The organism is Hymenobacter sp. YIM 151500-1 (genome assembly GCF_025979885.1).
Classification (GTDB): Bacteria; Bacteroidota; Bacteroidia; order Cytophagales; family Hymenobacteraceae; genus Hymenobacter.
In genome coordinates this window covers 2,785,863-2,811,714 of sequence record NZ_CP110139.1, presented here as the reverse complement: position 1 = coordinate 2,811,714, position 25,852 = coordinate 2,785,863, and the positions used below count along the sequence as shown (strand labels likewise).

26 protein-coding genes are annotated in these 25,852 nt (G+C 62.4%); 8 read left to right on the top strand and 18 right to left on the bottom strand.

Features of this window, described 5'->3' with window-relative positions; all coding sequences use genetic code 11:
• Positions 1-82 precede the first annotated feature (82 nt).
• Positions 83-1,366: a nucleoside permease gene (locus OIS53_RS11760; RefSeq protein ID WP_264678766.1), complete on the bottom strand. Its 1,284-nt coding sequence runs from the start codon at positions 1,364-1,366 to the stop codon at positions 83-85.
• Positions 1,367-1,645: 279 nt separating this feature from the next.
• On the opposite strand from OIS53_RS11760, the gene OIS53_RS11755 reads away from it, so the two are divergent.
• The 5 genes from OIS53_RS11755 to OIS53_RS11735 all read left to right on the top strand — a co-directional run bounded on the left by OIS53_RS11755 (position 1,646) and on the right by OIS53_RS11735 (position 6,365).
• On the top strand, positions 1,646-2,275 hold the full coding sequence (locus OIS53_RS11755) for a hypothetical protein (RefSeq protein ID WP_264678765.1): 630 nt from the start codon (positions 1,646-1,648) through the stop codon (positions 2,273-2,275).
• 79 nt (positions 2,276-2,354) lie between these two features.
• Positions 2,355-2,951 (top strand): hypothetical protein, encoded by a 597-nt coding sequence (locus OIS53_RS11750; protein WP_264678764.1) that lies wholly within the window; start codon positions 2,355-2,357, stop codon positions 2,949-2,951.
• Positions 2,935-3,231 carry a winged helix-turn-helix domain-containing protein gene (locus tag OIS53_RS11745; protein WP_264678763.1) on the top strand — a complete coding sequence of 99 codons (297 nt, stop codon included), beginning with the start codon at positions 2,935-2,937 and terminating at the stop codon, positions 3,229-3,231. Before OIS53_RS11750 ends, OIS53_RS11745 begins: the two co-directional genes overlap by 17 nt.
• Before the next feature lie 103 nt (positions 3,232-3,334).
• A complete protein-coding gene (locus OIS53_RS11740; RefSeq protein WP_264678762.1) occupies positions 3,335-4,060 on the top strand; it encodes a tetratricopeptide repeat protein in 726 nt (241 codons plus the stop codon).
• A 115-nt stretch (positions 4,061-4,175) separates the two neighbouring features.
• Positions 4,176-6,365, top strand: a complete 2,190-nt coding sequence (locus tag OIS53_RS11735; RefSeq protein WP_264678761.1) for a TonB-dependent receptor — start codon at positions 4,176-4,178, stop codon at positions 6,363-6,365.
• Between the two features lie 217 nt (positions 6,366-6,582).
• On the opposite strand, the gene OIS53_RS11730 is transcribed toward OIS53_RS11735, so the two are convergent.
• From OIS53_RS11730 to OIS53_RS11705, 6 genes are all read right to left on the bottom strand, one after another.
• A complete protein-coding gene (locus OIS53_RS11730; RefSeq protein WP_264678760.1) occupies positions 6,583-7,695 on the bottom strand; it encodes an alkene reductase in 1,113 nt (370 codons plus the stop codon).
• Between the two features lie 91 nt (positions 7,696-7,786).
• On the bottom strand, positions 7,787-8,056 hold the full coding sequence (locus OIS53_RS11725) for an ArsR/SmtB family transcription factor (RefSeq protein WP_264678759.1): 270 nt from the start codon (positions 8,054-8,056) through the stop codon (positions 7,787-7,789).
• A 113-nt stretch (positions 8,057-8,169) separates the two neighbouring features.
• Positions 8,170-8,769, bottom strand: coding sequence for a superoxide dismutase (locus tag OIS53_RS11720; protein ID WP_264678758.1), 600 nt, complete (start codon positions 8,767-8,769; stop codon positions 8,170-8,172).
• Between the two features lie 284 nt (positions 8,770-9,053).
• The gene (locus tag OIS53_RS11715) at positions 9,054-9,488 is read right to left on the bottom strand and encodes a nucleoside deaminase (RefSeq protein ID WP_264678757.1); all 435 of its coding nucleotides are present in this window, start codon (positions 9,486-9,488) and stop codon (positions 9,054-9,056) included.
• A gap of 254 nt (positions 9,489-9,742) precedes the next feature.
• Positions 9,743-10,300: a hypothetical protein gene (locus tag OIS53_RS11710; RefSeq protein WP_264678756.1), complete on the bottom strand. Its 558-nt coding sequence runs from the start codon at positions 10,298-10,300 to the stop codon at positions 9,743-9,745.
• 336 nt (positions 10,301-10,636) lie between these two features.
• A complete protein-coding gene (locus tag OIS53_RS11705; RefSeq protein WP_264678755.1) occupies positions 10,637-11,107 on the bottom strand; it encodes a hypothetical protein in 471 nt (156 codons plus the stop codon).
• A 359-nt stretch (positions 11,108-11,466) separates the two neighbouring features.
• On the opposite strand from OIS53_RS11705, the gene aspS reads away from it, so the two are divergent.
• Together aspS and OIS53_RS11695 are read left to right on the top strand one after the other, a co-directional pair.
• Entirely contained in the window at positions 11,467-13,230 is a 1,764-nt protein-coding gene (gene aspS / locus OIS53_RS11700; RefSeq protein WP_264678754.1) for an aspartate--tRNA ligase, read from the top strand.
• Positions 13,231-13,319: 89 nt separating this feature from the next.
• Positions 13,320-13,529, top strand: a complete 210-nt coding sequence (locus OIS53_RS11695) for a hypothetical protein (RefSeq protein WP_264678753.1) — start codon at positions 13,320-13,322, stop codon at positions 13,527-13,529.
• Between the two features lie 15 nt (positions 13,530-13,544).
• On the opposite strand, the gene OIS53_RS11690 is transcribed toward OIS53_RS11695, so the two are convergent.
• The 11 genes from OIS53_RS11690 to OIS53_RS11640 all read right to left on the bottom strand — a co-directional run bounded on the left by OIS53_RS11690 (position 13,545) and on the right by OIS53_RS11640 (position 24,400).
• Complete coding sequence (locus OIS53_RS11690; protein WP_264678752.1) at positions 13,545-13,958, bottom strand: HNH endonuclease; 414 nt, start codon at positions 13,956-13,958, stop codon at positions 13,545-13,547.
• Positions 13,955-14,188 carry a hypothetical protein gene (locus OIS53_RS11685; protein WP_264678751.1) on the bottom strand — a complete coding sequence of 78 codons (234 nt, stop codon included), beginning with the start codon at positions 14,186-14,188 and terminating at the stop codon, positions 13,955-13,957. The genes OIS53_RS11690 and OIS53_RS11685 overlap by 4 nt, the downstream gene beginning before the upstream one ends.
• Before the next feature lie 74 nt (positions 14,189-14,262).
• Positions 14,263-15,051, bottom strand: a complete 789-nt coding sequence (locus OIS53_RS11680) for a 3-keto-disaccharide hydrolase (protein ID WP_264678750.1) — start codon at positions 15,049-15,051, stop codon at positions 14,263-14,265.
• 230 nt (positions 15,052-15,281) lie between these two features.
• On the bottom strand, positions 15,282-16,157 hold the full coding sequence (locus tag OIS53_RS11675) for a sugar phosphate isomerase/epimerase family protein (protein ID WP_264678749.1): 876 nt from the start codon (positions 16,155-16,157) through the stop codon (positions 15,282-15,284).
• A 233-nt stretch (positions 16,158-16,390) separates the two neighbouring features.
• The gene (locus OIS53_RS11670) at positions 16,391-17,278 is read right to left on the bottom strand and encodes a hydroxypyruvate isomerase family protein (protein WP_264678748.1); all 888 of its coding nucleotides are present in this window, start codon (positions 17,276-17,278) and stop codon (positions 16,391-16,393) included.
• Between the two features lie 188 nt (positions 17,279-17,466).
• Positions 17,467-17,958, bottom strand: a complete 492-nt coding sequence (locus OIS53_RS11665; protein WP_264678747.1) for a c-type cytochrome — start codon at positions 17,956-17,958, stop codon at positions 17,467-17,469.
• A gap of 14 nt (positions 17,959-17,972) precedes the next feature.
• Positions 17,973-19,025 carry a sugar phosphate isomerase/epimerase family protein gene (locus OIS53_RS11660; RefSeq protein ID WP_264678746.1) on the bottom strand — a complete coding sequence of 351 codons (1,053 nt, stop codon included), beginning with the start codon at positions 19,023-19,025 and terminating at the stop codon, positions 17,973-17,975.
• Positions 19,026-19,032: 7 nt separating this feature from the next.
• Positions 19,033-20,184, bottom strand: a complete 1,152-nt coding sequence (locus OIS53_RS11655) for a Gfo/Idh/MocA family protein (RefSeq protein WP_264678745.1) — start codon at positions 20,182-20,184, stop codon at positions 19,033-19,035.
• 136 nt (positions 20,185-20,320) lie between these two features.
• On the bottom strand, positions 20,321-21,571 hold the full coding sequence (locus OIS53_RS11650) for a nucleoside permease (protein ID WP_264678744.1): 1,251 nt from the start codon (positions 21,569-21,571) through the stop codon (positions 20,321-20,323).
• A gap of 305 nt (positions 21,572-21,876) precedes the next feature.
• A complete protein-coding gene (locus OIS53_RS11645; RefSeq protein WP_264678743.1) occupies positions 21,877-22,482 on the bottom strand; it encodes a gluconate 2-dehydrogenase subunit 3 family protein in 606 nt (201 codons plus the stop codon).
• A gap of 241 nt (positions 22,483-22,723) precedes the next feature.
• Positions 22,724-24,400 (bottom strand): GMC oxidoreductase, encoded by a 1,677-nt coding sequence (locus OIS53_RS11640; RefSeq protein WP_264678742.1) that lies wholly within the window; start codon positions 24,398-24,400, stop codon positions 22,724-22,726.
• Positions 24,401-24,817: 417 nt separating this feature from the next.
• On the opposite strand from OIS53_RS11640, the gene OIS53_RS11635 reads away from it, so the two are divergent.
• The gene (locus OIS53_RS11635; RefSeq protein ID WP_264678741.1) at positions 24,818-25,774 is read left to right on the top strand and encodes a S1C family serine protease; all 957 of its coding nucleotides are present in this window, start codon (positions 24,818-24,820) and stop codon (positions 25,772-25,774) included.
• Positions 25,775-25,852: the final 78 nt, after the last annotated feature.

Below are 25,852 nucleotides of genomic sequence, written 5' to 3'. Positions count from 1 at the left end.
GAGTATTCGTGCATAAACAGTGCGCCCCTACCATCCAGGAAGAGGACAGCAGGGGCGCATTACTAGAATTGCGCAGGGCTACTCAGGCCTTTTCGGTGGAAAGCAGCGGCTCCGGGTGTACGCTCTGGCTGGGCTGCGGATTGTGCTTGTGCTTGAAAAGCACAATAAACAGTACGGCTATAATCAGCGCATACAAGGCAAATGCCGTCCAGATGCCGGGCCAGTTCTTGCTTTGGTCGGCGTAGGTGAAGTATTTCTCGATAACGATGCCGCTCACGGAGGAGCCCAGCACGGCCCCGAAGCCGTTGGTCATCATCATAAACAAACCCTGGGCGCTGGCGCGGATGGAGGGGTCGGTCTGGGTTTCGACGAACAGCGAGCCGGAGATATTGAAGAAGTCGAACGCCATGCCGTACACAATGCACGACAGAACAATCATCCAGAGGCCGTCGCCGGGGTTGCCGTAGGCAAACAAGCCAAACCGCAGCACCCAGGCAATCATGCTGAAAAACATGACCTGCTTGATGCCGAACCGCTTCAGAAAGAACGGAATGGCCAGAATAAACAGCGTCTCCGATATCTGGGAGATGGACATGATGATGGCTGGGTACTGCACGGCCAGCGTGTCTTTGTACTGCGGCACGTTGGCAAAGTCGTGCAGGAAGGTGTCGCCGTAGGCATTGGTGAGCTGCAAGGCGGCCCCCAGCAGTAGAGCAAACACGAAGAAAATGGCCATTTTCGAGTCGCGCAGCAGGGCAAACGACTTCAGCCCCAGGGCATCGACCAACGAGCGGCTGGGCGCGTTTTTCGAGGGCGGCGGGCAGGCGGGCATCGTAAAGGAGTACAGGCCGAGCACCAGGGCCGCGCCGGCCGCTACGTAGAACTGGCTGGCCGATTTTTCGAGCCCCAGCAAGCTGACCGTCCACATGGCCACGATAAAGCCGATGGTGCCCCACACGCGGATGGGCGGGTAATCTTTCACCACATCGAGGCCTTCACTTTTCAGCACCGAGTACGACACGGCAATGGACAAAGCCAGCGTGGGCATGTAGAAAATCATGTTCAGCAGCATCACCCAGAACATCATGGCCGGATTGTCGACGGTGGGGACGATGCACAGCACGATGCCGCCCAGGATATGCAGCAGGCCGTAGAGCTTTTCGGCGTTGATGTACTTATCGGCCAGGATGCCCATGAGGGAAGGCATAAAGATGGCCGCAATGCCCATGGTCGAGAAGATGGCGCCAAACTGGGCCCCTGACCATTCCTTGGTTTGAAACCAGTAAGCGCCAATGGTGATAAGCCAGGACCCCCAGATGAAAAACTGAAGGAAACTCATCACAATAAGGCGCAGCGTAGTGCTCATGCAGGTGCAAGTTGAAGTGGGAGGGAAACCGGCTTTTTGCTTTAAAGATACAAGAAATCCAGCCGGGCAGCGTGAGCCAAAGGGCTTTTGCAGCCGCGCCGGGCGCAAGGCCGCCGGCTCAGACCACTGCCCTGCGTGAGGAGAAATGCCCTGCTGAAACCTTTTCCAAGTCGGTGGCCTGGTGGCAGTAAAAATAGTTTGCAGCGTAATTTGGTTTGTATTATAAACTAGTTTATGTTTGTATCACTCCACTGCTTCATGTCATCATCGACTGCCACCATGAAAACGCTACCCAGTCTCGCTCTGCGTCCGGCCTCCGTTGCCGCTGCAACCTGCCAGCCCGAGCTACCTACAGCCGCCAGCCTGCGGGCCTATGCCTTCCGCTACCTAGTGCGGGGCGGCGTGACCGTAGTGGCCGCCCTGGGCCAGTACACGCTGGAGCACCGCGGCTTTGCAGCGCCCTGGCTGACGTGGGTGGTGCTAATGCCCGCCATGGCCGTGGTGCTCAGCATCCGGGACCGGCAGCTGCGGCAGCAGGGTGTGGCAGGCGCTACGTCCGCCGACGCTACGCTGCGCCTGCTGCAAAAGAGCTTTCTGCTCATTATGCTCCTGGCCCTGGGGTGCGCTCCTTTTATTGGCTGGCAAAACGCGCACCCGCTCATGCTGGGGCTGTACGGCCTCACCACCGTGGCTGCGGGCCGGGTGCTGCATTTTGGGCCGCTGCAAGTGGGCGGCGTGGTGTGCGGGCTGCTGGGGGCTGCCGCTGCCGCGGTACCTGCCGATACGCAGCTGCTGTTCATTGCCGCGGCCATGCTGGCCAGCTACGTAGTGCCCGGCTATCGGCTGTGGGCAGCGGCCGGCAAGCGCCGCCGAAACTTCCTCGATACGCAAGTCGCAGGCAAGCAGTAGGCGGGTGCTGCTGCAGCCGAGGCTCGGCTACCGCCTCTTCTTTTCACCCCATCACCTCATTTCCTCACCACCTCATTTCATGGAAACCCCCGAAAAACCTTTGTCGGCCCCGGAAAGCCTGGCCCTGATTCAGCAGATGATACAGGAGGCCAAGCAGGACCTGAGCGACAATTCCTACGACCTGTTGCTATGGGGCTGGCTGGTGCTGGTGGCGGCCCTGGTGCACTACGGCCTGCTTCAGACCAATTATGCCATGCCCTGGCTGGCCTGGCCGGTGCTTATGGGGCTGGGTACGGTGCTGGCCTTCGTGCACGGAGCCCGGCGCAGCAAGCGGGAGCAAGGCCGGCGCACCGCCCTGGGCGACTTTATGGTGGGCCTGTGGGCGGGGTTTGGGGTGCTGATGCTGATGCTGATTGGCGTGGGCATCGTGCAAAGCTGGGCCCTGGCCTACCCGCTTATCATTGCCCTGTACGGTCTGGGCACGTTTGCCACGGGCACGGCCCTGCGGTTTCGGCCGCTGGTGTGGGGCGGGGCGGCCTGCTGGGTGCTGGCCACGGCGGCCTTTCTCGTCAGCTTCGACGTGCAGCTGCTGCTGGTGGCGGCGGCCGTGCTGGTGAGCTACATTGTACCAGGGCATTTGCTCAAAAACCAATACCGCCGTGGCCGTGCCATTTGAGGACCTCGACCCGCTGCTGCACTCCCAGCTGCGGTTGGCGGTAATGAGCCTGCTGATTAGCGTGCGGGAAGCCGAATTCAACTTTCTGAAAGAGAAGACTGGCGCCACCGCCGGCAACCTGAGCGCCCAGCTTACTAAGCTGAAAGATGCCGGCTACCTCACCCTGACCAAGGAGTTCAGCGGCTCCTACCCACTCACGCGCTGCGCCATTACGCCCGCGGGCGTGGCCGCTTTTGAGGCCTACGTGGCGGCCCTGCAACGCTACCTCAAGCCCGAATAGGGCACTCATTTCTCTGCCTGATTAACAGCTCTGCTGGCCGACGAAAACGGCCGGTCGGGCTCCGCCTTGCCTTTTTCTCACCTCATTCTTTTGCTGATTCGCCATGAAAAAATACCTGCTTCTGCTGCTGTTGCTGGGTGTGCTAGTGCCCGGCCGAATGATGGGCCAGGCCGGTGGGGCCGCCGTGCTGACGGGCATCCAACAAAAACTTACCTGGCGCACCCCCGCCGACTCCCTGCAGCTGCTGGTGCGCAGCCTGGCCGGGCTGCGGGCCCGCACTCCCAACCCTACCCTGAGCTACTGGGAGGCCTTGGCGTACTACCACCTGTACTTCCGCGCCGGCCAGGATAAGCAGCGGGCCGAAGCGGCGCTGGAAAAAGGCATCGAGCTGCTCGACGGCCTGCCCGGCAAGACGGCCGAGCACTACGCCCTGCTGTCGTTGCTGCAAGGGCTGAACCTGGAGTTTGCCTCTTTCCTGACTATAGCCTTCAAGGCCGGCACGGTAAAGGAAAACGCCGAAAAAGCCCTGGCCCTGGCGCCCGACAATCTGCGCGCCCACTACGCCCGCGGCATCAACGACTTTTACACGCCCAAGCAGTACGGGGGCGGCAAAGTAGCGGTGGCCCACTTCCTCAAGGCCATCAGCCTGCCCGACAAGCCCGACCCCAACCCCTATGCCCCCAGCTGGGGCAAAGCCGAGGCCTACTGGTACCTGGCCCAGGCCTACAAGGCCGAGGGCAACCTGGACCTGGCCCGCAAGTACGCCACCGAAGGCCTGGCCAGGTACCCGAACCACGTCCAGCTAAGAGGATTTGTAGCAAAGCTGTAGCCCACGCTTCCGCTTGTGCTGTCTGCCGGCCGGCGGCTTTGGTAGACAGAGCTGATGCAGAAACCAGCCATTTCGGAACGGCACAAGCGGAAGCGTGTGCCACATTTCTTCAGCCATGCATCCTGTCTTTTCCTGGTGCGGGCGGCCCTGGCTGCGCGGCCTGGCCCTGCTGTGCCTGCTCGGCGGGCCGGCCCTGGGCCAGACGCCCCGGCAAGTGCGCGGCACCGTGGCCGATAACGTGACGGGCGAAAAGCTGCTGGGCGCCACCGTGCGCCTGGCCGGCCAGCCCACCTCCGCCACAGCTACCGACCTCGATGGTGCTTTTGCGCTGGCCTGCCCGCCCGGTAGCCTGCCCGATACCCTGGTGGTGAGCTACGTGGGCTACCGGCCGTGGCGGCTGCCGCTCACGGCGCCGCCGGCCGGGCCGCTGCTGGTGCGCTTGGCCGCGGCCAACGTGCAAACCCTGGCTCAGGTAGAGGTGACGGCCAAGCGCCCCATTGCCGAGGACTTTATTGTGCGGGAGCTGAATTTCCTGCACATCGTGACCAATCCTTCGGCGGCGGCCGACCCGCTGCTGGCCGTGCGCACGTTGCCCGCCGCCACCAACACCGACGAGTCGGCCAGCATCAGCCTGCGCGGCTCCGACCCGGCCCAGACCGGCATCTACCTCAACAACGTGCCCGTGTACGACGCCGTAAAGTTTGCCCAGCTCAGCGGCCTAGGCACGTTTGGCATCTTCAGTGTGGAGTTGGTGAAGTCGGTGCTGGTGTTTCCCAGCAACCCGCCCCTGGAGTTTGGCAATGCCGGCGCCGGCCTCATCAGCCTCACCACCGACGAGCAGCCTCGGCCCCGGTTTGTACAGGTTTCCGCGGGGCTGGCCAACTCGGGCCTGCTGGGTGGCGTGCCGCTGGGGCGGCGGGGTATGGTGAAAGGCTACGCCAACGGGCAGAATGGCCAGCTGCTGCGGGCCGTGAATCCGGCTTCGTTTCGGCAGCTCCCGCGCCTGGGCTCCGTGGATGGGGGCCTGCACCTGGCCACGAAGGTTGGCCAGTACGGCACCGTCAAGGCCTTTGCCTACGGTATTGCCGAGCGGTACGCCTACCACCTGCGGGATGCTTCGCTCGACGACCTGTACCGGTACCGCAACCGGCGTGGCTTCTACACCCTAAGCTACGAGCAGGCCTGGCCCCGCGCCGACCTCTCCCTGGCCCACGGCTTGAGCCTGCGCCGCACCCACGACGCCGTGGGCAGCTACCGCACTGCTCGCCGCGGCCACGATGCCTACGCCGCCCTGCACTACCGCCGCTATTGGACCGACGCCTTCTCGACCCGCCTGGGCCTGAGCTACGACAAGCGGCGCCAGCGCGTGGCCGGGCAGTTTCCGGTGGTGCCCAACGTGCTCGACCCGGAGCTGCCGACGTACGCGGCCACGTTTGGGCGGGGCCGCACGCTTTGGGAAGCCTATCAGTACACCAAGCTGCGGCGCGGCCCCTGGACCAGCGGCCTGGGCCTGCGCCTCAACGCCCGGCCGCGCCCAGCCCAGCCGGGCTACCTCAGCGCCCAGCTCAACCTGCGCCGCGACCTGAGCGCCCACCAGTTCCTGAACCTGTCGGGTGGGCAGTACACGGCCACGACGGCTCCCGAAGCGCCGCAGTTTCCGTTTCGGCACACCCGCACGCGGCAGCTGGCCCTCGACTACAGCCACACCCACCCGGCCCTGGTGGTGGCCGCTGCCGTGTACACCAAGCACGAGCGGGCCCTGGTGTCGGGACGGGTGGTGGGGATGGAAGCGTACGTGGAGCGCACCTTCAGCCCGCACGTGCGCGCCGACTTCTCGGCGGCCAGCGTGTGGGCCAGCCGGCCGCGGTTCCGGGCTGCCGATGCCGCCGCGCGGGAGCTGGCCCGGATGCAGCGGCGCTACCATCTGCCCTTTATTTTCAAAAGCAACCTCCGCCTGGCGGGTAAGTGGGGTGAGTTGGGGGCCGCTGCGCAGTACCGGGCCGGAGCCCCGTTCACGCCCGTGCTGGGTGCTACTCCTGACTTGGCTACCGGCCGCCTCATGCCGCGCTATGATTCCGAGCCCAACTCGGCCACGCTGCCCCACTACTTTCGCGCCGACCTCTCGGCCAGCAAATATATGCGCCGCCTCAATGGCAACACCCTGGTGCTCTACGCCGTGCTCAGCAACGTGCTGAACACCCGCAACGTGAGCCGCTACACCTACTCACCCGACTACACCCAGGCCACGCCCGTGTACTTTCAGCGTCGCCTGCTCTACTTCGGCCTCGTGAAGACGTGGCAGTAAGCGCCAACGCAAACGACCGGGAGGCGTCTACGCCAAGCTGCCCTTCACGCCCCACGCACACTGCCGGACGGCAGTGTTCTGATGGGTCACGAAGGGCAGCTTCGAGAACTTGTTGAGGCGCAAATCCAGGTGTCTCTAGCGTCAAACAATATTGTTGGGTGGTATTCCAACGTCGCCGTTCAACCGGAGACGCAAGGGGGTGCGTCTCTATGCGCAGTTACCGGCTGGCGGCTTCGGTTTCGGCTAGGGCGGGGTAATCGGTGTAGCCTTGCTGGAAGCCGGCGGGGCCGGGAGCGTAGAAGGTGGCGGGGTCGTAGGGGGCCAGCGGGGCGCCGGTGCGCAGGCGCTCCACCAGGTCGGGGTTGGAGATGAACGGGCGGCCAAAGGCTACCAGGTCGGCGCGGCCGCTTTGCAGGGCTTCTTCAGCCTGCTGGGCATCGTAGCCCCCGCTCAGGATGAGGGTATTGGTGAACCGCTCCCGAATGGCCGCCACCGTGGCGGGGGGCACGGCCGGGGCGCCCATGCTGGCGTGGTCCACCAGGTGCAGGTACACCAGGTTCAGCCTTTGCAGCTCGGCGGTCAGGTAGGCGTACGTAGCATCAATTTCGGGATAGTGCGGCATGTCCGAAAACACCCCCCAGGGCGAGAGGCGGATGCCGGTACGCTCGGCTCCAATAACCTGGGCTACCGCGGCGGCTACCTCCAGCACAAAGCGGGCCCGGTTTTCCACGGAGCCCCCGTACTGGTCGGTGCGCTGGTTGGAGATGGGGTGCAGAAACTGCTCCAGCAGGTAGCCGTTGGCCCCGTGCAGCTCCACGCCGTCAAAGCCGGCTTCAATGGCCAGTCGGGCACTTTTTACAAATTCCGCTACCACCTGGGGCAGCTCGTCGGTGCGCAGGGCGCGGGGCTGGGGGTGAGGCTGCATCTGCTGCTGGTCGGTCCACATTTCGCCCGCCGCCGTCACGGCCGAGGCCGACACGGCTTCGGCGCCCTCCGGCAGGTTGAGGGCGTGGGCAATGCGGCCCGAGTGCATGAGCTGCACGAAGATGCGGCCACCCCTGGCGTGCACGGCGTCCGTTGTCAGCTGCCAGCCGGCTACCTGCTGCTGGGTGTACAGGCCCGGAGTACGCGCGTAGCCCTGGCCGTTGGGCGAGGGCGAAGCGCCTTCCGTAATGATGAGGCCCGCCGAAGCCCGCTGGGCGTAGTACTCGGCCATCAGGGCATTAGGCACATTGCCCGGCGCGCGGCTGCGCGTCATTGGGGCCATGACAATGTGGTTTTGCAGCGTAAGCGGCCCTAGCTGCGCGGGCGAAAAAAGCAGACTTGCCATGAGAAGAACGTTTTGTAGGTAAGGTTGATGAGCGTATAAAGCCAAAACTTATTTAAATGTTTGGATGGATTCAGGGAAAAATTTTACGTCATCATCCCAGCTCCCCCAGAAATGTGGCTAACTCCTGCAAAGCGCCCCGGTTCAGGGTTACGTTGACGCAGCGGCCGCACTTCTGGGTGGTTACCAGGCCGCTGTCGGCCAGCACTTTGAGGTGGTGCGACACGCAGGGCTGAGAAAGGCCGGTCAGCTCCTGCACCTCGGCAAAGGCCAGCTGCGGCTGCTGGCTCAGGGCCAGCACAATGCCCAGGCGGTACTTGTCGGCCAGGGCGCCAGCGGATTTAGCTACGAGGTGAGTGTCCATGAGAAAACCTTCGGAAGAAAAGCAAAGAAATGAAAAACGGTCGGCTCCCGCAGTAACCCGCCGGAGCCGACCGAAGTTCGGAATGCTGCTAGAAATGGCCGAGCTTAGCTGGCCTACTGGAAGCGGCGGTTTACCTCGTCCCAGTTGATGAGGTTGTAAAAGGCCGCAATGTAGTCGGGGCGCTTGTTCTGGTACTTGAGGTAGTAGGCGTGCTCCCACACGTCGAGGCCCAGCACCGGGGTGCCTTTGCAGCCGGCATCGGGCATGAGTGGGTTGTCCTGGTTAGGAGTGGAGCAGATTTGCAGGGAGCCGTCGGCCTGCTTGCACAGCCACGCCCAGCCCGAGCCGAAGCGCGTGGTAGCGGCTTTCGTGAATTCTTCCTTGAACTTCTCGTACGAGCCAAACGAGCTGGTAATGGCGTCGGCAATGGGGCCGGTGGGCTCCCCGCCGCCATTCGGGCCCAGAATCTGCCAGAACAGGGAGTGGTTCCAGTGCCCCCCGCCGTTGTTGCGCACGGCCGCCGGCGCGGCCGCCACGTTGTGCATCAGCTCCTCCAGGCTCTGGCCCTCCAGGTCGGTGCCCGCAATGGCGTTGTTCAGGTTGGTTACGTAGGCCTGGTGGTGCTTGCCGTGGTGGATTTCCATGGTTTGCGCATCAATATGCGGCTCCAGGGCATTGCTCGGGTAAGGCAGTTGGGGCAGTTCGAAAGCCATGAGTAAAAAGGGGTTGAGAGGTGGTAGAGAAGGAAAGTGCAGTTGCGAATTAACCCGCCAACGCTCAGGAATATCCGTCCTGCGGCGCATGTCGAAGCATCTGGCGTGCTGAGGTTGAACTAGTAATCAGCCGTTACTACGCCAGTTGCATCGGCAAGCGCGGCAGGACGGGCTGGAGTAATACCCAGATTCCTCGTTACACTCGGAATGACAGTAGCTGTAGCAGGCCATGCTGTTACTACCGCCGCACCCGGTGCAGGGTTACGAAGGCGGCCAAAAGTAGCCTATTTCCGCTTGCGGACGAAGAAGTCCTGCATCAAGGCGGCGCACTCGTCGGCCAGCACGCCGCTTACCAGCTCGGCCCGCGGGTGCAGCAGGTGGCCGTGGCGCCGGAAGCCAAATTTGGGCTCCGGGGTGCCGTACACCACCCGCCGCACCTGGGCCCAGGCCGTGGCCCCGGCGCACATCACGCAGGGCTCCACGGTCACGTACAGGGTGCAGTCGTGCAGATACTTATTGCCAAGATGGTTGGCAGCGGCCGTCAGGGCCAGCATTTCGGCATGGGCCGTGACGTCTTGCAGCCGCTCGGTCTGGTTGTAGCCCCGCGCAATAATCGTCCGGTCCAGCACCACCACCGCTCCAATCGGAATTTCATCTTCCTCCAACGCCCGCCGCGCCTGCTTCAGCGCCTCGCGCATGTACTGCTCGTCGGAGTGCATTTTAGGGACTTAGGGACTTGGGGGCTTAGGGGCTTAGTTCTGGCGTTCTTTATTAGGTGTCCGGCGGGAGCCAGAGGGCATACTCACGTTTAAACGATTGTAGCCCGCAGAGGACGCAGAAGGGCGCGCAGAGGGCGCGGAGCTGTTCTATTATCAGTTGGTCTGTTGTTATAAGGTCCTTCGGCTACCGACTTAGGATGACAAAGCTCGCCCAGACATCAACTAAGCCCCTAAGCCCCCAAGCCCCTAACAACCTATTTCATCACAATACTCGCCATCACGGCCTGGGCGATGGGCTGCCACTGGGGTTGCTCCTCGGCGGGAGCTACGAAGGTGAACACGTAGAGCTGGTCGCCCTCGATGGCGTACTGCACAAACTGGTACTTGCGAATGGGGGCTAGGTTGCCGCCGCGGCGGTTGTCCGTCACGGTCGAGACAAACTCCAGGGCCACGTAGTCGCGCTTGTTCACCGTGCGGATGTCTTCGCGCAGAAACTGCACCTTGGAGTACATATTCTGGATGCTGGCCTTGTAAATCTTCAGCAGCAGGCCGTAGTCGCGGCTGCTGAAGGTGGTGGGCTTCTGCGTCACGCTCAGGTCGACGCGGCCGCTGGGGTTGCTGAACACGGCCAGGGGCTTGCGCGGCGCGGGGTACTTAGCCGCAATGCCGTCGTCGGGCAAGGGCTGAAAGCCGTCGGGCACGCCCACGGTAATATTTTTGCCCACCGGCATCTTGCGCAGCTTAGGCCCGGCAAATGCCGCCAGCAGCAGCACGGCCAGCAGCAGGGACAGGAGGCGAAAAGTCGTTTTCATCAGAGTAGAAAAATGTGGCGTAAGCTCCAGCTGGCGCCCGGCGCCATATCTGGCCCCAAAAATCAGCGCAACCGTAGGAAAGCGAAGCTAAGCTACAGCCTACCGGTAAAACAAAGCTCCGAAGCCAAACGACTTCGGAGCCAAATGGAGGTGTCATTCCGAGCGGAGCGAGGAGTCTGAATCGCGGATTGAGCGGATTGCTCAGATTACGCGGATTTTGGTGGCGAGGCAAACGGCTCAGCGTAACGTAGCTCACGCGTGACGTAACCGAAATCCGCGTAATCCGAGAAATTCCTTCAATCCGCGATTCAGATTCCTCCTTTGTCGGAATGACAGTTAGCGGCGTTTTTTCTTGGCTACCGGCGCCGAAGGATACTTAATCATCACCTTCTTCCAGTACACGTAGTTCCCGGTTTTGGCTTCAACCAGGTAAGTGCCGGCCGGAATGCGGCCCAGGTCCACGGGCTCCCCGGTGTTGTTCTGCGGGTCGAGGTCGGTGGAATAGATGGCCTGCTTTTTATAGTTGGTCATCACTAGCGTGCCGGGCTGGGTGAACTGCTGGGTGAAGCTGAGCAGGATGCGCTGGCCATCGGAGGTCGGGAATACGTCGATGCCCGACAGGGTTTCTACGCGCTTGATGGGGCCGTTCAGGGTAACCGGCTCGGCGTCCGTCTCAGTTTTGGTTTTGATGGAGGCGCCGGTTTCGGACTTGGTTTTGGTCTTGACCTTGGTGGGCGACGTCTGGGCCTGGGCCGCGGAGAAAGTGAGCAAAGCGGCAGTCAGGAGAAGCAGAGCAGAGCGTTTCATAAAGACGAGGAAAGGGAAATGCGCGTACAGAACGGTTACGGCCGGGCAGTTTGCATACTCCGTACCAATTTTGTGAGAACCATACGGAAAGGCCAGCTTTTAGGGCCAACATGCCCGGTTTTCGCAAGGCGAGGCCGGACGTGCGCTGTACCGCGCCGCCGGAACATTTTCCCAGAATGCGCTAGCTCGTATCCACCTTCGCGGCGTTTTTGAAGAAGTGAGTTCTACATTTGTAGAAGCGGTTTCCGCAACCTTGGCATCTTGTTGAAACGAGCCGTCATCCTCGGCCGCTGTTGCTACCACCGCTGCCACCCGAGTCTCACCGCGCACTTCTCACCTCTCACTTCTTCCGAAAGAACATGCTCCGGACGCATACCTGCGGCGAACTTCGCCCCGAACATATTGGCCAACCTGTCACGCTCTGCGGCTGGGTGCAGCGCACCCGCGACAAAGGCGGCATTCTGTGGGTAGACCTGCGCGACCGGTACGGCATCACCCAGCTGGCCCTGGAAGAAGGCGTGGAAACCGAGCAGGTGCGCGAGCAGGCCCGGCAGCTGGGCCGCGAGTTTGTGGTGCAGGTAACGGGCCGGGTGTCGGAGCGCCACTCCAAAAACGACAAGATGCCCACCGGCCACATCGAAATCCGCGTGGAGAGCCTGACGGTGCTCAACCCGGCCAAGCTGCCACCCTTCCTCATCGAAGACGAAACCGACGGCGGCGACGATCTGCGCATGAAGTACCGCTACCTCGACCTGCGCCGCGCGCCCGTGCGCCAGAACCTGATGCTGCGCCACCGCGTGGCCCAGGCCACCCGCCGGTACCTGGACGGCCAGGAGTTTATCGAAGTCGAAACGCCCGTGCTCATCAAAAGCACTCCTGAAGGGGCCCGCGACTTTGTGGTGCCCTCCCGTATGAACCCCGGCGAGTTCTACGCCCTGCCCCAGAGCCCCCAGACCTTCAAGCAGCTGCTCATGGTGTCGGGCTTCGATAGGTACTTTCAAATTGTCAAGTGCTTCCGCGACGAAGACCTGCGCGCCGACCGCCAGCCCGAGTTCACCCAGATTGACTGCGAAATGTCGTTTGTGGAGCAGGAAGACATCCTCAACACCTTCGAGGGCCTGGTGCAATACCTGTTTCGGGAGGTGAAAGGCCTGGAAATCGGCCAGCTGCCGCGCATGACCTACCAGGACGCCATGCGCTACTACGGCAACGACAAGCCCGACACGCGCTTTGAGATGAAGTTCGTGGAACTGAACGACCTCGTGAAAGGTCAGGGCTTTCCCGTATTCGACAATGCCGGCCTCGTGGTGGGCATCTGCGCCACCGGTGCGGCCACCTACACCCGCAAGCAGCTCGACGAGCTAACCGAGTGGGTGAAACGCCCGCAAATCGGCGCCACTGGCCTCGTGTACGCCCGCGTGGAAGTCGATGGCTCCGTGAAATCGTCGGTGGATAAGTTCTATCCGCAGGAGCAGCTTCAGCGCTGGAAAGCCGCCTTCAACGCCCAGCCCGGCGACTTGCTGCTGGTGCTGGCCGGGGAGGAAAACAAAACCCGCAAAGCCTTAAGCGAGCTGCGCCTGGAAATGGGCCAGCGCCTGGGCCTGCGCGACCGAGACACCTTCTCGGCTCTCTGGGTGGTAGACTTTCCGCTGCTGGAGTTCAACGAGGAGGAAGGCCGCTACTTCGCCATGCACCACCCTTTCACCTCGCCCAAGCCCGAAGACCTGCCCCTGCTCGACTCGCCCGCCACCATCGGCCAGGTGCGCGCCAACGCCTACGACATGGTAATCAACGGCGTGGAAGTAGGAGGCGGCTCCATCCGCATCTACGACCGCGCCGTACAGGCCCGCATGTTCAGCCTGCTTGGCTTCTCAGATGAAGAAGCTCAGGCCCAGTTCGGCTTCCTGCTCGACGCCTTCGAGTACGGCGCCCCGCCCCACGGCGGCATTGCCTTCGGCTTCGACCGGCTCTGCTCGTTGTTCGGCGGCGCCGATTCCATCCGGGACTTTATTGCCTTCCCCAAGAACAACTCCGGCCGCGACGTGATGATTGACTCGCCCTCGGAGATTTCGGAGGCGCAGCTCAAGGAGCTGAGCATCCGGACGGCGGTGGCGGGGAAGTAACATTCAAATAGCCTAGTAAAACAAGCAGCGGCTGAGTACTCAGCCGCTGCTTGTGCGTTAAGTGTACAAGGTTATTTACTTTAGTCAGTATGACTTTCCGCCTCGACCGCACCGCTTTTCACGCCGGCACGCACGAACAAAACGCGCAGTACCACGCCCAGCAGCAGCCCGCTACACCAGTCGAGCGGCTGCGGGCGGCGGCCTATCTGAACAGCATAGCGTTTGGATATGACCTGAATAACCCGCCTCGGTTAGACCGCACGACCTTCGTGGCTAGAAAACATAGTTCTGAATGGTAGCTGATCAAAGTGCGGTCAGAAAGGAAATCGGCCTAATTTGGATAAGGCTTCGCGCTCTAGTACGCGCTCCGGCGTGTTGAAGCCAAGTAATCGGATGGTAGCTTCAGCTACGGGTGTGCGTGCTTGCATATACAATCCGACTATTGCAAAATGCTCTTGCCAGCTATCGATGCGTGGATTGAATAGACGAACTAAGCTGCCATCAGTAGTGAGCGAAGCTATGTCACTGCCTTTATGCTGATTGCAGAAAGTGCAGGCATACGCCAAGTTATCAGCAGTAGTAAGGCCACCGTGCTTCTCGCTAATAATATGGTCAACCTGGCAGCCGAATACCGTATCATCTTCCGCTATTCGGCAATATTCGCAGCGCAATTCAGCGCGTAGGGCCACATGACGTCGTAACTCTGCACTGATGTAGGTACGACTCATGCGGCCAGCTTCGTGCGGGCTCGGGCTTTGGCTAACCGTAGTAGGTGCTCGAGTTGTAAATAATGCGTCAGCTCCTCGGCTTCGTTGGCTGTGAGGCCTTCGGTTTTCTCTTTGCTGACCAACTCAGCCACTCGCTCTCGTACCGCCTCCGAAGGGCGGTAGGCTACTAGCGCGGCGGGGGTGAAGCCACCCGCCAGCCAGTCAATTATTTCTTCGTAGGCACGGTTCATAAGGCTAAGATAAGCCGTATGTAAAATACTATCTAAGCTGAGCAGTAAGGCAGTAGCTTACGCCTCCTAAACCGCTACTTGGCCGCCGCTGGCAGCTCCCGCACCCAGATGTTGCGGAAGCTGATGGGCTCACTCTTGTCGCCGTGGGCTTGCAGTTTGATGGAAGTTGGGCCGTGGGCTTGGTAGGAGGGGGCCCCGATGTAGAGCGTGGGGCCCAGCAAGGCCACGTTGTTCTGCACCAGTACGCCGTTGAAAAATACTGTAACCCTGGCCGGCGTGGCCAGTGCGCCGGCGGCCGTGAAGGTCGGGGCCGTCCAGGCTATGTCGTAGGTCTGCCACTCGCCGGGGGGGCGGGCGGGGTTGGCCAGGGGCGCGTACTGCTTATAGATGCTGCCGGCCATGCCGTTGACGTAGGTTTTGTTCTGGTACGAATCCAGAATCTGTAGCTCGTAGCCCAGGTCGCCGGCGCCGGTGGAGGCCAGAAACACGCCGCTGTTGCCCCGCGCCTGCCCCGTACCGCTGATGCCGGCCGGAATGCGCCACTCCAGATGCAGCTGGTAGCTGCCGAAGCGGCGCTTGGTTTCGATGTTGCCACTGGCCTTGTTCACGGTAAACACGCCCCCGGCCACCGTCCACGCGGCCGGGGCGTTGCGGTTGTCGGTCGATACCCACTCATTGAGGTTTTTGCCGTCGAAGAGGAGCAGCGCATCGGCAGGGGCAGCCCCGCCACCGGGCGGACCCGGCGCCACTACCTTGGGCTCGGGCGCCCACACTTCGGTGTCCTCGGGCTTGGCGGTGGATTGGGCATGAGTGCAGCTCCAGCTGCCGGCCAGCAAGGCGAGAAGAGTAAGGCGAAAAGTCATGCAGCGGATGGGGTTAGCGGTGAGGCTTGTTTTTGGGTGTTCAGCTAAAGAAGCATAGTCGATTCAGGTGGGCCACGTGGTACTCGGCATCATCGAGGCCGTTTTCTGAGGTAGAGACGCAATATGTTGCGTCTCATGGTTGCAAGATGTTGGCAGAACGATTCCTGACGGCGCGGACGAGACTCCAGCTATTGCGTCTCTACCCCGCACGCGCCGGACAATGCTGCTTCTTACAGCAGTCTTTTTTTCACGTACGCCGCGCTCTGGGTTATGCTTTTGTAGGCATCCATGGCAAAGTTTTCCTGCTCCACAAACGCCTGCTTAAGCCCGGTGGCGCCGGCTTGTTTGAACAGCTCCGGGAAGTTGATGGAACCGGTGCCGACCTCGGTGTTGCGCTCTGGCTGGGTTTTGTCCATGTCTTTGACGTGCCAGAGCGGGAAGCGGCCCTGATGCTTCTGAAGCAGCTGCAGCGGATTCTGCCCGGCGCGCACGGCCCAGTACAGGTCCAGCTCAAACTCTACCAGCGTGGGCTGGGTTTCGCGCAGCAGCACCTCGTAGAGCGTGGTGCCGCCAACGGGCTTGAACTCGAAGTCGTGGTTGTGGTAGCCCAGGCGCAGGCCGGCGGCCCGGCACAGCTCGCCCGCCCGGTTCAGCTTCTCGGCAATGGCCTTGAAGGCGTCGGGCGAGGTCCGTACCTGCTCGTCGAGGTAAGGTACCACCACGTAGGCCTGGCCGCAAGCCTTGGCGGCCTCCAGGTAGGGCTTGAGCAGGTCCAGATTACCCTCGCGGAAGTAGCGGCCCGTGTCGTAGTGGCCGCTGAACGTGGTCAGGCCGTGCGCTTTCAGGGCCGCCGCAAACTGCGCCGCGCTCAGCCCCCAGAACCCGCCGCCCTCCGGGTTGTAGCCGTAGGTTTCGACCGTCTGGTAGCCGGCCTGAGCCACTTTCGCCAGCACGCCCTTCACGTCTTTGCTTATGTAGTCGCGCAAGGTGTATAGCTGCAAACCGGTTTTCCGCGCGGGCGGCGCGGCCAATAGCTGACCCGGCGCCAGCACCGAGAGGGCGGTGAGCCAGCCAGCCTGATAGAGAAATGTGCGGCGCTGTATCATGGGAAAGGAACTAGTGGTGGAAGTACCAATGAAGGGTAGGCTAGAAGCTATATAGGAAGTCGCCCCAAATACACCGGAACGTCATGCTGAGCGGAGCCGGAGGCGAAGTCGAAGCATCTCTCCCGCTGGCTAATTCTACTCGTGAGGACGAAGCGGGAGAGATGCTTCGGCAAGCGGACGCCAGATAGAGCATGACGCCCTTTCAACTTTCTGAGCAACTTATATTCAAAAAACTACACGTCGCACAGCTGCACGGCTTGGCGCAGGGCGGCCAGCTGGTCGGTTTGCGTGGGGACGAACTCCTGCGCTACGTAGCCCCGGAAGCCGGTGGCCTTGATGGCGCGCATGATGGCCGGGTAGTTCAACTCCTGCGTCTCGTCGATTTCGTGGCGACCGGGCACGCCGGCCGTGTGGTAATGCGAAATGTAGGCGTGGTTATCGGTGATATTCCGAATCACGTCGCCCTCGTCAATCTGCATGTGGTAGATGTCGAACAGCAGCTTGAAATGAGGCGAATCCAGCTTTTTAGCCAGAGCCACGCCCCAGGCTGTCCGGTCGCAGTGGTAGTCTTTGTGGTCGATTTTGCTGTTGAGCAGCTCCATCACCAGCACCACGTTGTGCTTGGCTGCCAGGGCCAGCAGGGGCGTCAGGCCTTTCACGCAGTTGGCCCAGCCGGTTTCGTCGCTCATGCCGCGGCGGTTGCCGCTAAAGCAAATCAGCTGCTTATACCCGGCCTTGGCCACCAGCGGAATCATCTCCGAGTAGTTTTTCAGCAGGGTGGTGTGGTAGCGGGTGTCGTTGAAGCCGTCGGTGAGGTTGATTTCCGCTCCGTTGCACATCGACGAGTCGAGGCCGTATTTCTGCAAGGTCGGCCAGTCCTTGGGGCCTACCAGGTCGATGCCCGTCAGGCCCAGGCCGCGGGCCGCTTCGCAGAGCTGCTCCAGCGACAGGTGCTGGAAGCACCATCGGCACACCGAATGCTTGAGGTTATTTTTGAGCATAGCCGGCGCGGATGCGTTTTTGGAAGATAGCAACGTGCTGAGCGAGCCTGCCACGCCCACGGCAGCCGTGCCGGCCAGCAGGTATTTGAGGGTCGTCCGGCGGGTTGGGGGAGGAGCCATGGCGGGAGGGTGTAGGGGCGCGTCGCACGCGCCCGGTTATGTGGTGAGGTTGTTCAGCCGGATGTAGATGTGGTGCCGCTGTCATGCACGGCGTCGCCCGGACAGCGACTGGCTGGAGGAGCGAAAGGCTGCCCGGTCGGCAGCAGCAACGGCCGGGCGCGTGCAACGCGCCTCTACACCTCCAAGGCCTACTTCAACGCCAGAATATACCGCGCCATTTCCCGGGCGTCGGCCTCGGAAATGTTGGGGTGGGGCGTCATGGGGATGTCGCCCCAGTTGCCTTTGCCGCCCTGGATAATCTTGCTGGCGAGCATCTTCACGTTCTCCTCCGAGTTCGGGTACTGCTGGGCCACGGCGAGGTAGGCCGGGCCAATGAGCCGTTCCCGCTCCTTGTGGCAGGTGGTACAGTCTGAGGCGGTTATCAGGGCCGCGCCCTTGGCCACCGTGCCGCCGGTAGCGCCGGTGCCGAGCTTGGTCACGCTCGTATCAATTTGGGGCTGGTGGGCCACGGCGGCCAGGTTGCGCCCCGAGGCACTGTCGCGGTTCATCTCCTCCGACGACGCCTCGGCCACGCTGGGCGTCTCGGTAGGAGCTTCGGTAGCGGCCTGCTGCTGTCGGGAACCAGTGTCGCAGGCCAGGAGCGAGGCGGCCAGACCAAGGAAAAGGACGAGTTTTTTCATAGCTGCATGTATGATTATAAGCCTAGTAGCGTGCGGTTGAACGCCGAATCGGCCGGGGTGGCAACAAAGTCATCAAAGGCATGGTCGGTGACGCGGATGATGTGGTCCTGGATAAACCGGGCGCCTTCCCGGGCCCCGTCCTCGGGGTGTTTGAGGGCACATTCCCACTCCAGCACGGCCCAGCCGGGGAAGTCGTAGGCGGTGAGCTTGCTGAAAATGGCTTTGAAATCAACCTGCCCGTCGCCGAGGGAGCGGAAGCGGCCGGCCCGGTCAAGCCAGCTCTGGTAGCCGCCATACACGCCCTGCCGGCCGTTGGGCCGGAACTCGGCGTCCTTGACGTGGAACATCCGAATCCGCTCGTGGTAGAAGTCGATGTACTCCAGGTAGTCGAGGCATTGCAGCACGAAGTGGGAGGGGTCGTAGAGCAGGCAGGCGCGCGGGTGCTGCTGCACCTGGTCCAGAAACCGCTCGTAGCTCACGCCGTCGTGCAGGTCTTCGCCGGCGTGCACCTCGTAGCACAAGTCCACGCCGCAGCGGTCAAACTCATCCAGAATCGGGCGCCAGCGTCGGCCCAGCTCGGCAAACGCCTCCTCCACCAGGCCCGCCGGCCGCTGGGGCCAGGGGTACACCATAGGCCAGGCCAGCGCCCCGCTGAACGTGGCGTGGGCCCGCAGCCCCAGGTTGCGAGAGGCCTGGGCGGCGTACCGGAGCTGCTGCACGGCCCACTGCTGCCGGGCCGCGGGGTTGTGGCGGTAGGCGGCCGGCGCAAAGCCGTCGAACAGCTGGTCGTAGGCCGGGTGCACCGCCACCAGCTGCCCCTGCAAGTGGGTGGAAAGCTCGGTGATGACCAGCCCGGCCGCCTCCACCGTGCCGCGCACCTCGTCGGCGTAGGTCTGGCTTTCGGCGGCTTTCTGGAGGTCGATGAAGCGCGGATCGAGGGTCGGGAGCTGCACGCCCTTGAAGCCTAGGCCACCGGCCCAGGCGCAGATGTCGGCCAGGCTATTGAACGGGGCTTGGTCGCCGATGAACTGGGCCAGGAAGATGGCCGGTCCCTGGATGGTTTTCATGCGCGGGTCAGACGGTAAACTCGGTCCATTTCTGCTGTGACTGGCTGGAAGCTACCACGTTTTCAATAAACGCCATGCCCCGGATGCCCTCCGCCACGCCCGGAAAGTCCAGGGCTTCGGGCGGGGCGGGGCGGCCCGCCAGCCGGGCCTGCACGGTCAGGGCGAAGTTGCGGTAGAGGTTGGCAAAGGCTTCGAGGTAGCCCTCCGGGTGGCCGGCGGGGGTACGGGTGTTGTGTTGGGCCAAGGAACCCACGTAACCGGTGCCAGCCCGGCGAATTTCAGTTGGCCGGTCGAGCCACTTCACCAGCAGGGTGTTGGCATCAGCCTGCTGCCACTCCAGGCCGCCCAGCTCGCCGTACACCCGCACGCGCAGGTTGTTTTCCTCGCCGGCCGCAATCTGGGTGGCCGTGAGCACGGCGCTGGCCCCGTTGCTGAGCCGCAGCAGCACGGCCCCGTCGTCGTCGAGGCGGCGGCCGGGCACCACGGTGTTCAGGTCGGCGCAGAGGCGCACCACGGGCAGACCCGTCACGTACTCCAGCAGGTTGAAGGCGTGGGTGCCGATGTCGCCCATGGCGCCGGCCGCACCACTGCGGGCAGGGTCGGTGCGCCAGGCGGCCTGCTTGTTAGCGGTGCTTTCCTCGGGGCCGCTGAGCCAGCCCTGCGGGTACTCCACGTAGGCCTTGCGGATGGGGCCCAGCGTGCCCGCGGCCACCAGCTGCCGGGCTTCCTTGATCATGGGGTAGCCGGTGTAGGTGTGCGTGAGGCAGAGCAGGCAGCCGCTGGCCTCGGCCACATCGGCCAGCTGCCGGGCCTCGGCCAGCGAGAAGGTCATGGGCTTATCCAGGATGACGTGGAAGCCGTTTTCCAGGGCCAGCCGGGCCGGGTCGAAGTGCACGTGGTTGGGCGTGACGATGCTGATAACCTGCACCCGCTCGGCCTCGGGCCGCTGCCTTTCCTGGCCGATCAGCTCCTGATACGAGCCGTACACCCGCTCCGGCGCCAGACCCAGCAGCCCGCCCATAGCCCGCGACTTCTCGGCGTCGGCGCTGAAGGCGCCGGCCGTCAGCTCGTACATGCCATCAAGGGCGGCGGCGTGGCGGTGCACCGCCCCGATAAACGCGCCGGGCCCGCCGCCAATCATGCCGAGTCGTAGTTTCATGCAGGGGTGGTAGAGTTAGGGTGCAGAGGTGAAAGGTTGGAAGGTGTAGAGACGCAATATCTTGCGTCTCTCATTGAACGATGTTGGTAGAACGATTCCTGATGGCGCGGACGAGGAGACTCCAACTGTTGCGTCTCTACACTTCCAGCCGGGCGTTGGCTTCCGCGAAGCTGATTTCCTCGGCCGGGGCGGGGGCGGGCTGGTCCCGGAACAGGAGCAGGAACACCGCCAGCACCGCTGCGGCAATGGCCGCCGGAATCAGCCAGATGGTTTGCCAGTCGTGCTGGTTGGGCGCCAGCTGGTAGGCATCCACCACCCGGCCCGAAAGCAGGGAACCGATGAGCATCCCAACCCCGTAGGTAGCCAGCGTGATAAAGCCCTGAGCTGCGCTTTTCGACTGTTCGCCGGCCAGCTTGTCGGTGTAAATCTGGCCCGTGACGAAAAAGAAATCGTAGCAGATGCCGTGCAGCACAATGCCCGCAATCAGCAGCCAGTAGGCCGAGCCGCCGTTGCCGTAGGCGAAGAACAAGTAACGCACCACCCAGGCCAGCATCCCAATGGCCAGCATCTTCTTCACGCCGAGCCGGACGAAGAAGAACGGAATCAGGAGCATGAACAGCACCTCCGACACCTGCCCCAGGCTCTGCACACCCGCCGCCGACTTTAGGCCCGCTTCATTAAGAAAGGGGTTGGTAAAGCCGTAGTAGAAGGAAAGCGGCACGCAGATGGCCACCGAAGCCAGGAAGAAAATCAGGTAGGAGCGGTTGCGCAGCAGCCCAATGGCTTCCAGGCCCAGCAGTTGGCCCACGGTGGCGGGGCCGGCCCGGCGGATGGGCGGCGTGGCGGGCAGCGTGAAGCTAAACACGCCCAGCAGGGCCGAGGCGCCGGCCGCCATCTTAAAGGTGAGGTCCAGGCGGTTGGCCTGCTCCCAGTTCAGCCACCCGATAGTCAGGCCCGCCACAATCCAGCCCAGCGTGCCCAGCACCCGAATCGGGGCAAATTCCTTTTGCGGGTCGCGCATCTGCCGAAACGAAATAGAGTTCACCAGGGCCAGCGTGGGCATGTACACCACCATGTACACCAGAATCAAGGGGTAAAAGGCGCTGAAGTCGGCGGCGGAGGCGGCCAGCCACAGCAGCGCCGCGCCGGCCAGGTGCAACACCCCCAGAATCTTCTGGGCCGAGAAAAAACGGTCCGCAATCAGCCCGATGATGAACGGCGCCACAATGGCCCCGATAGACTGGGTAAGAAACGCCGCCCCTACCTGCGTGCCGGTAGTTTGCAGCGTCTTCAGCAGGTAAGTGCCCAAGGTCACAAACCACGCCCCCCAGATGAAGAACTCCAGGAACATCATCACCGACAATTTGAAGCGGACCGCGGGAGTCATAAGCAGGAAGATTGAGGTGGGGTAGAGCGGCGGAGGGGCGCGTCGCACGCGCCCGGTCGTTGCTGATGCTGTTTAGATGAACGTCATTCCGAAGGCAGCGCGGAATCTGAATCGCGGATTAAGCGGATTTATCAGATTGCACGGATTTTGCTGATAAGGTAGCCAGTTGAAAGTGATGTAACCAAAATCCGTGTAATCCTACTAATCCGTTTAATCCGCGATTCAGATTCCTCGCGCTGCTCGGCATGACAACCAGCTGGGGGCGTTCAAGCAGCCGGGCGCGTGCGACGCGCCCCTCCGCTGACTTAACTGGTAGCCCAGGCCCGGTCGCCTTTTTTGTAGGGAAAGTCGCCGTCGTAGCGGCCGGGCACGGGCAGGTAGCGCAGGGCTTTGGTGGCGCCCACTTCCGAGGTGAAAAAGCCCAGCAGGGTGAGCTGCTTCATCATGCGGAAGTACTGGCTGGGGTCGTCGGGGCGCTTGTGGTCGGTGAAGTCCTTTTGCTCCTTATCGAGCTGGGTGAGCAGGGCGGTGCGCTGGGCCGGGGTGCAGGCCATGAACGACTTGCCGTGCTGCTTCTGGCAGCGCTGCTCGAGCTGGGTGAGACCCGCCAGGAAGATTTTCTGGTCTTCGGGCGTGTAACAGTCGCGCACCATCACGGCCATAAAGCTACCCACCTGGGCCGCCTTGGCGCCGGGCGTCTTAGTAGCGGGCAGAATGGTTTCGCCCACTTCGTCGAGCAGCTCCACCTGGCGGGTAGTTAGGAAAGAGTTTTCCTGGGGCTTAGCGGCCTCAGTCGTAGCTGTCTTTTCCTCTTTGGCAGGCGAGGAGCAGCCCGCCAGAAACATATCGGCCCCAATGACGGTGCCGCCCATAATCAGGGCCACGCGGGCCAGCGCTTCTCTTCGGTTCATAGTGGTGGGGTGATGAGGTGAAGAGGTAAATGGTGACAAGTGACAAGTGACAGGTAACAAGTGACAGGTAGACCGTCATGCTGAGCGTAGCCGGAGGCGCAGTCGAACCGAAGGAAGGCGTAAGCCAAGCTCTCTACCGCGGGCTAATCAACATGACTGCAACGAAGCGGGAGAGATGCTTCGACAAGCTCAGTATGACGTTCTTGTTGTCACCTGTCACTTGTCACTTGTTACCTCCTTCTTAGACGTTCTGCTTTTTCAGCTCACTGACCGCATGGTCGGCGGCGCGGGCGGTGAGGGCCATGTAGGTCAGCGACGGGTTCTGGCAGGCGGCGGAGGTCATGCAGGCCCCGTCGGTGACGTACACGTTGGGGGCGTCCCATACCTGGTTGTGCTTGTTGAGCACCGACGTTTTCGGGTCGCGGCCCATGCGGGCGGTGCCCATCTCGTGGATGCCGCCGCCCAGCACGTAGCCGCCATTCTCAGTCTTTACATTCTTCAGACCAGCCTTTTCCAGCATCTCCTGGGCGTCCTTCATCATATCGACGCGCATTTTCAGCTCGTTTTCCCGAATGGTAGCGTCGATGGCTAGCACCGGCAGGCCCCACTTGTCTTTCTTGGTCTTGTCCAGGGTTACGCGGTTGTCGTGGTAGGGCAGGGTTTCGCCGAAGCCGGTCAGGCCCATGGTCCAGGGGCCGGGCTCGGTGAGGGTGTCCTTGAAGTCGGCCCCGATGCTCAACTCCGGGATTTCGCGGGCCCAGCCTTCGCGGCCGGCGCCGCCCTGGTAGCCGAAGCCGCGCACGTAGTCGCGCCGGTCGCCGAACAGGTTGCGGTAGCGCGGGATATAGATGCCGTTGGCCCGGCGGCCGTACACGTATTTGTCGTCGAAGCCCTCGGCCTCGCCCGAGGCCCCCACCCGGAAGTGGTGGTCCATGAGGTTGTGGCCCAGCTCACCGCTGCTGCTGCCCAGGCCGCCGGGCCACACGTCGGTAGCCGAGTTGAGCAGCACCCAGGCCGAGTTCAGAGCCGAGGCATTCAGGAAAATCACCTTGGCGAAGTACTCGTAGGTCTGGTTGGTTTGCGCGTCGAGCACCTCCACGCCCGTGGCCCGCTTCCGGTCTTTGTCGTAGAGGATGCGCGTGACGATGGAAAACGGCCGCAGCGTGAGGTTGCCCGTAGCCACGGCCGCGGGCAGCGTAGACGACTGGGTACTGAAGTAGGCCCCAAACTGGCAGCCCAGCCAACACTTGTTCTGGTACTGGCAGTTGGTGCGGCCGTGGTGGGGCTGGGTGATGTTGGCCGTGCGCCCGATAATCATGCGGCGGTGCTGGTAGGCCTTTTTGAGGCGGGCCGCCACGTCTTTTTCCACCACGTTCATCTCCATGGGCGGCATAAACTCGCCGTCGGGCAGCTGGGGCAGGCCCTCGCGGGAGCCGCTGATGCCGGCAAACTTCTCGACGTAGCTGTACCACGGGGCCAGGTCCCGGTAGCGGATGGGCCAGTCCACGGCAATGCCGTCCTTGGCGTTGGCTTCAAAGTCGTACTCGCTCAAGCGGTACGACTGCCGCCCCCACATCAGGGAGCGGCCGCCCACGTGGTAGCCCCGGAACCAGTCGAAGGGCTTCACCTCCACGTAGGGGCTTTCCCAGTCCCGGACCCAGTAGTCGAGGTTGGTTTCGTTGAGCGGATAGTCGCGCTTGAGCACGGGATAGTCGGCTATCATCTGCTGGGTGCGGCCGCCGCGGTGCGGAAAGTCCCAGGGCGCTTTGGGGGTGTTCACGTAGTCCTTGACGTGCTCGATGTTGCGGCCCCGCTCCAACATGATGGTTTTCAGGCCTTTTTCCGTCAATTCCTTGGCCGCCCAGCCGCCCGAAATACCCGAGCCAATAACAATGGCGTCGTACGTGTTCTTTTCCATAACCAACAAGTGGGAATTGAGGATGACAAAGGAGCAGACACTGTGCGGGGCAACAGCGCAAAACCGAGCGAGCCTATATATAAGCTGCTGAATGCCAACCAACACCAGAAGACTCAGCAAGGCAAACACCGCACAACGGTAAGTAACGGGAATATTACCACCAATGCAATCTGAACTATAAATTTGACTACGGCCGGTAAGGTTTTCGTTACGACTTGGGCGCGGAGCGGGCCGGCAGAGCCGCGGGGCCGGTGCTCCGTCATCCTGTCAGGTAAGTGTCTAGTGGCGAGCTTCTTGTAGGCTCAGCGGCGAGGCTGCCCTGGTATCGGCAAACGGCTTGTCTATAGAAACGCTGGAAGTTCTATCCTCACCCTCGTTTGGCGCTGCGGCCTCATGTATTACTCAGCGCCAACACTCATGGACTCGTATTCGCAACTCATTATTTCGGCCGTGGAAGCGGCCAAGCATTCCGTCGTGAAGATTGACGTGCGGAAGCGCACCAAGCAAGGCAAGCTGGCCCCGGCGGGCTCCGGGTCGGGCTTTTTGTTTTCTTCGGATGGCTACCTGTTCACCAACTCCCACGTGGTACACGGAGCCGAGGAAATCCGCATCACCTTCGCCGATGGGGCCGAGCACCCGGCCACGCTCGTGGGCGAAGACCCCGACTCGGACCTGGCCCTGCTGCACACGCCGGCCAGCGGTTACCCCGCCGCCCGCCTCGGCGACTCCGGCCAGGTGCAAATCGGGCAGCTGGTAGTGGCCATCGGCAACCCTTACGGTTTTCAGCACACCGTCACGAGCGGGGTGGTGAGTGCCCTGGGCCGCACGCTGCGCACCGAAACCGGCCGCCTCATCGACAACATCCTGCAAACCGACGCCGCCTTGAACCCTGGCAACTCCGGCGGCCCGCTCATCGACGCCGACGGCCGCGTGGTGGGCGTGAACACGGCTACCATCTGCGGGGCGCAGGGGCTGTGCTTTGCCATCGGCATCAACACGGCCACGGCTATTCTGCCGGCCTTGCTGCGCGAAGGCCGGGTGCGCCGGGCCTACCTGGGGCTGATGACTCAGGAAGTCAGCCTCAACCCGCGCGTCATCAACTTTCATCAGCTGCCCACCAGAAAGGGCTTGTTTGTGGTGAGCGTGGAGCCTGGCACGCCCGCCCAGGCCGCCGGCCTGCGCGAAGGCGACTTCATCGTGGCCTTCGCCGACCAGCCCGTGCAAAACTCCGACGACCTGTTTCGGCTGCTCACTCAGGAGAAAATCGGCCTGTTTCAGTTCCTGACCGTGCTGCGGGGCCAGCAGAAGTTGGAGCTGCGCATCACGCCCGTGGAAAGCAGCGGCACGGCGCGGGCCCGCCCGGTAGCGGCGTAGAGCAGTCAGGGCTACGTGAATAGCCGCAGGGCCGAACGGCTGAATTATACCTCGAAAACGCAAGCAGCGGCAACTGAA

What these genes read in the sequence shown, in the direction of transcription:
- OIS53_RS11760 (WP_264678766.1), bottom strand. Translation starts at nt 1,366, where the DNA reads ATGAGCACTACGCTGCGCCTTATTGTGATGAGTTTCCTTCAGTTTTTC.
- OIS53_RS11755 (WP_264678765.1), top strand. Translation starts at nt 1,646, where the DNA reads ATGAAAACGCTACCCAGTCTCGCTCTGCGTCCGGCCTCCGTTGCCGCT.
- OIS53_RS11750 (WP_264678764.1), top strand. Translation starts at nt 2,355, where the DNA reads ATGGAAACCCCCGAAAAACCTTTGTCGGCCCCGGAAAGCCTGGCCCTG.
- OIS53_RS11740 (WP_264678762.1), top strand. Translation starts at nt 3,335, where the DNA reads ATGAAAAAATACCTGCTTCTGCTGCTGTTGCTGGGTGTGCTAGTGCCC.
- OIS53_RS11735 (WP_264678761.1), top strand. Translation starts at nt 4,176, where the DNA reads ATGCATCCTGTCTTTTCCTGGTGCGGGCGGCCCTGGCTGCGCGGCCTG.
- OIS53_RS11730 (WP_264678760.1), bottom strand. Translation starts at nt 7,695, where the DNA reads ATGGCAAGTCTGCTTTTTTCGCCCGCGCAGCTAGGGCCGCTTACGCTG.
- OIS53_RS11725 (WP_264678759.1), bottom strand. Translation starts at nt 8,056, where the DNA reads ATGGACACTCACCTCGTAGCTAAATCCGCTGGCGCCCTGGCCGACAAG.
- OIS53_RS11720 (WP_264678758.1), bottom strand. Translation starts at nt 8,769, where the DNA reads ATGGCTTTCGAACTGCCCCAACTGCCTTACCCGAGCAATGCCCTGGAG.
- OIS53_RS11715 (WP_264678757.1), bottom strand. Translation starts at nt 9,488, where the DNA reads ATGCACTCCGACGAGCAGTACATGCGCGAGGCGCTGAAGCAGGCGCGG.
- OIS53_RS11710 (WP_264678756.1), bottom strand. Translation starts at nt 10,300, where the DNA reads ATGAAAACGACTTTTCGCCTCCTGTCCCTGCTGCTGGCCGTGCTGCTG.
- OIS53_RS11705 (WP_264678755.1), bottom strand. Translation starts at nt 11,107, where the DNA reads ATGAAACGCTCTGCTCTGCTTCTCCTGACTGCCGCTTTGCTCACTTTC.
- aspS (WP_264678754.1), top strand. Translation starts at nt 11,467, where the DNA reads ATGCTCCGGACGCATACCTGCGGCGAACTTCGCCCCGAACATATTGGC.
- OIS53_RS11695 (WP_264678753.1), top strand. Translation starts at nt 13,320, where the DNA reads ATGACTTTCCGCCTCGACCGCACCGCTTTTCACGCCGGCACGCACGAA.
- OIS53_RS11690 (WP_264678752.1), bottom strand. Translation starts at nt 13,958, where the DNA reads ATGAGTCGTACCTACATCAGTGCAGAGTTACGACGTCATGTGGCCCTA.
- OIS53_RS11685 (WP_264678751.1), bottom strand. Translation starts at nt 14,188, where the DNA reads ATGAACCGTGCCTACGAAGAAATAATTGACTGGCTGGCGGGTGGCTTC.
- OIS53_RS11680 (WP_264678750.1), bottom strand. Translation starts at nt 15,051, where the DNA reads ATGACTTTTCGCCTTACTCTTCTCGCCTTGCTGGCCGGCAGCTGGAGC.
- OIS53_RS11675 (WP_264678749.1), bottom strand. Translation starts at nt 16,157, where the DNA reads ATGATACAGCGCCGCACATTTCTCTATCAGGCTGGCTGGCTCACCGCC.
- OIS53_RS11670 (WP_264678748.1), bottom strand. Translation starts at nt 17,278, where the DNA reads ATGGCTCCTCCCCCAACCCGCCGGACGACCCTCAAATACCTGCTGGCC.
- OIS53_RS11665 (WP_264678747.1), bottom strand. Translation starts at nt 17,958, where the DNA reads ATGAAAAAACTCGTCCTTTTCCTTGGTCTGGCCGCCTCGCTCCTGGCC.
- OIS53_RS11660 (WP_264678746.1), bottom strand. Translation starts at nt 19,025, where the DNA reads ATGAAAACCATCCAGGGACCGGCCATCTTCCTGGCCCAGTTCATCGGC.
- OIS53_RS11655 (WP_264678745.1), bottom strand. Translation starts at nt 20,184, where the DNA reads ATGAAACTACGACTCGGCATGATTGGCGGCGGGCCCGGCGCGTTTATC.
- OIS53_RS11650 (WP_264678744.1), bottom strand. Translation starts at nt 21,571, where the DNA reads ATGACTCCCGCGGTCCGCTTCAAATTGTCGGTGATGATGTTCCTGGAG.
- OIS53_RS11645 (WP_264678743.1), bottom strand. Translation starts at nt 22,482, where the DNA reads ATGAACCGAAGAGAAGCGCTGGCCCGCGTGGCCCTGATTATGGGCGGC.
- OIS53_RS11640 (WP_264678742.1), bottom strand. Translation starts at nt 24,400, where the DNA reads ATGGAAAAGAACACGTACGACGCCATTGTTATTGGCTCGGGTATTTCG.
- OIS53_RS11635 (WP_264678741.1), top strand. Translation starts at nt 24,818, where the DNA reads ATGGACTCGTATTCGCAACTCATTATTTCGGCCGTGGAAGCGGCCAAG.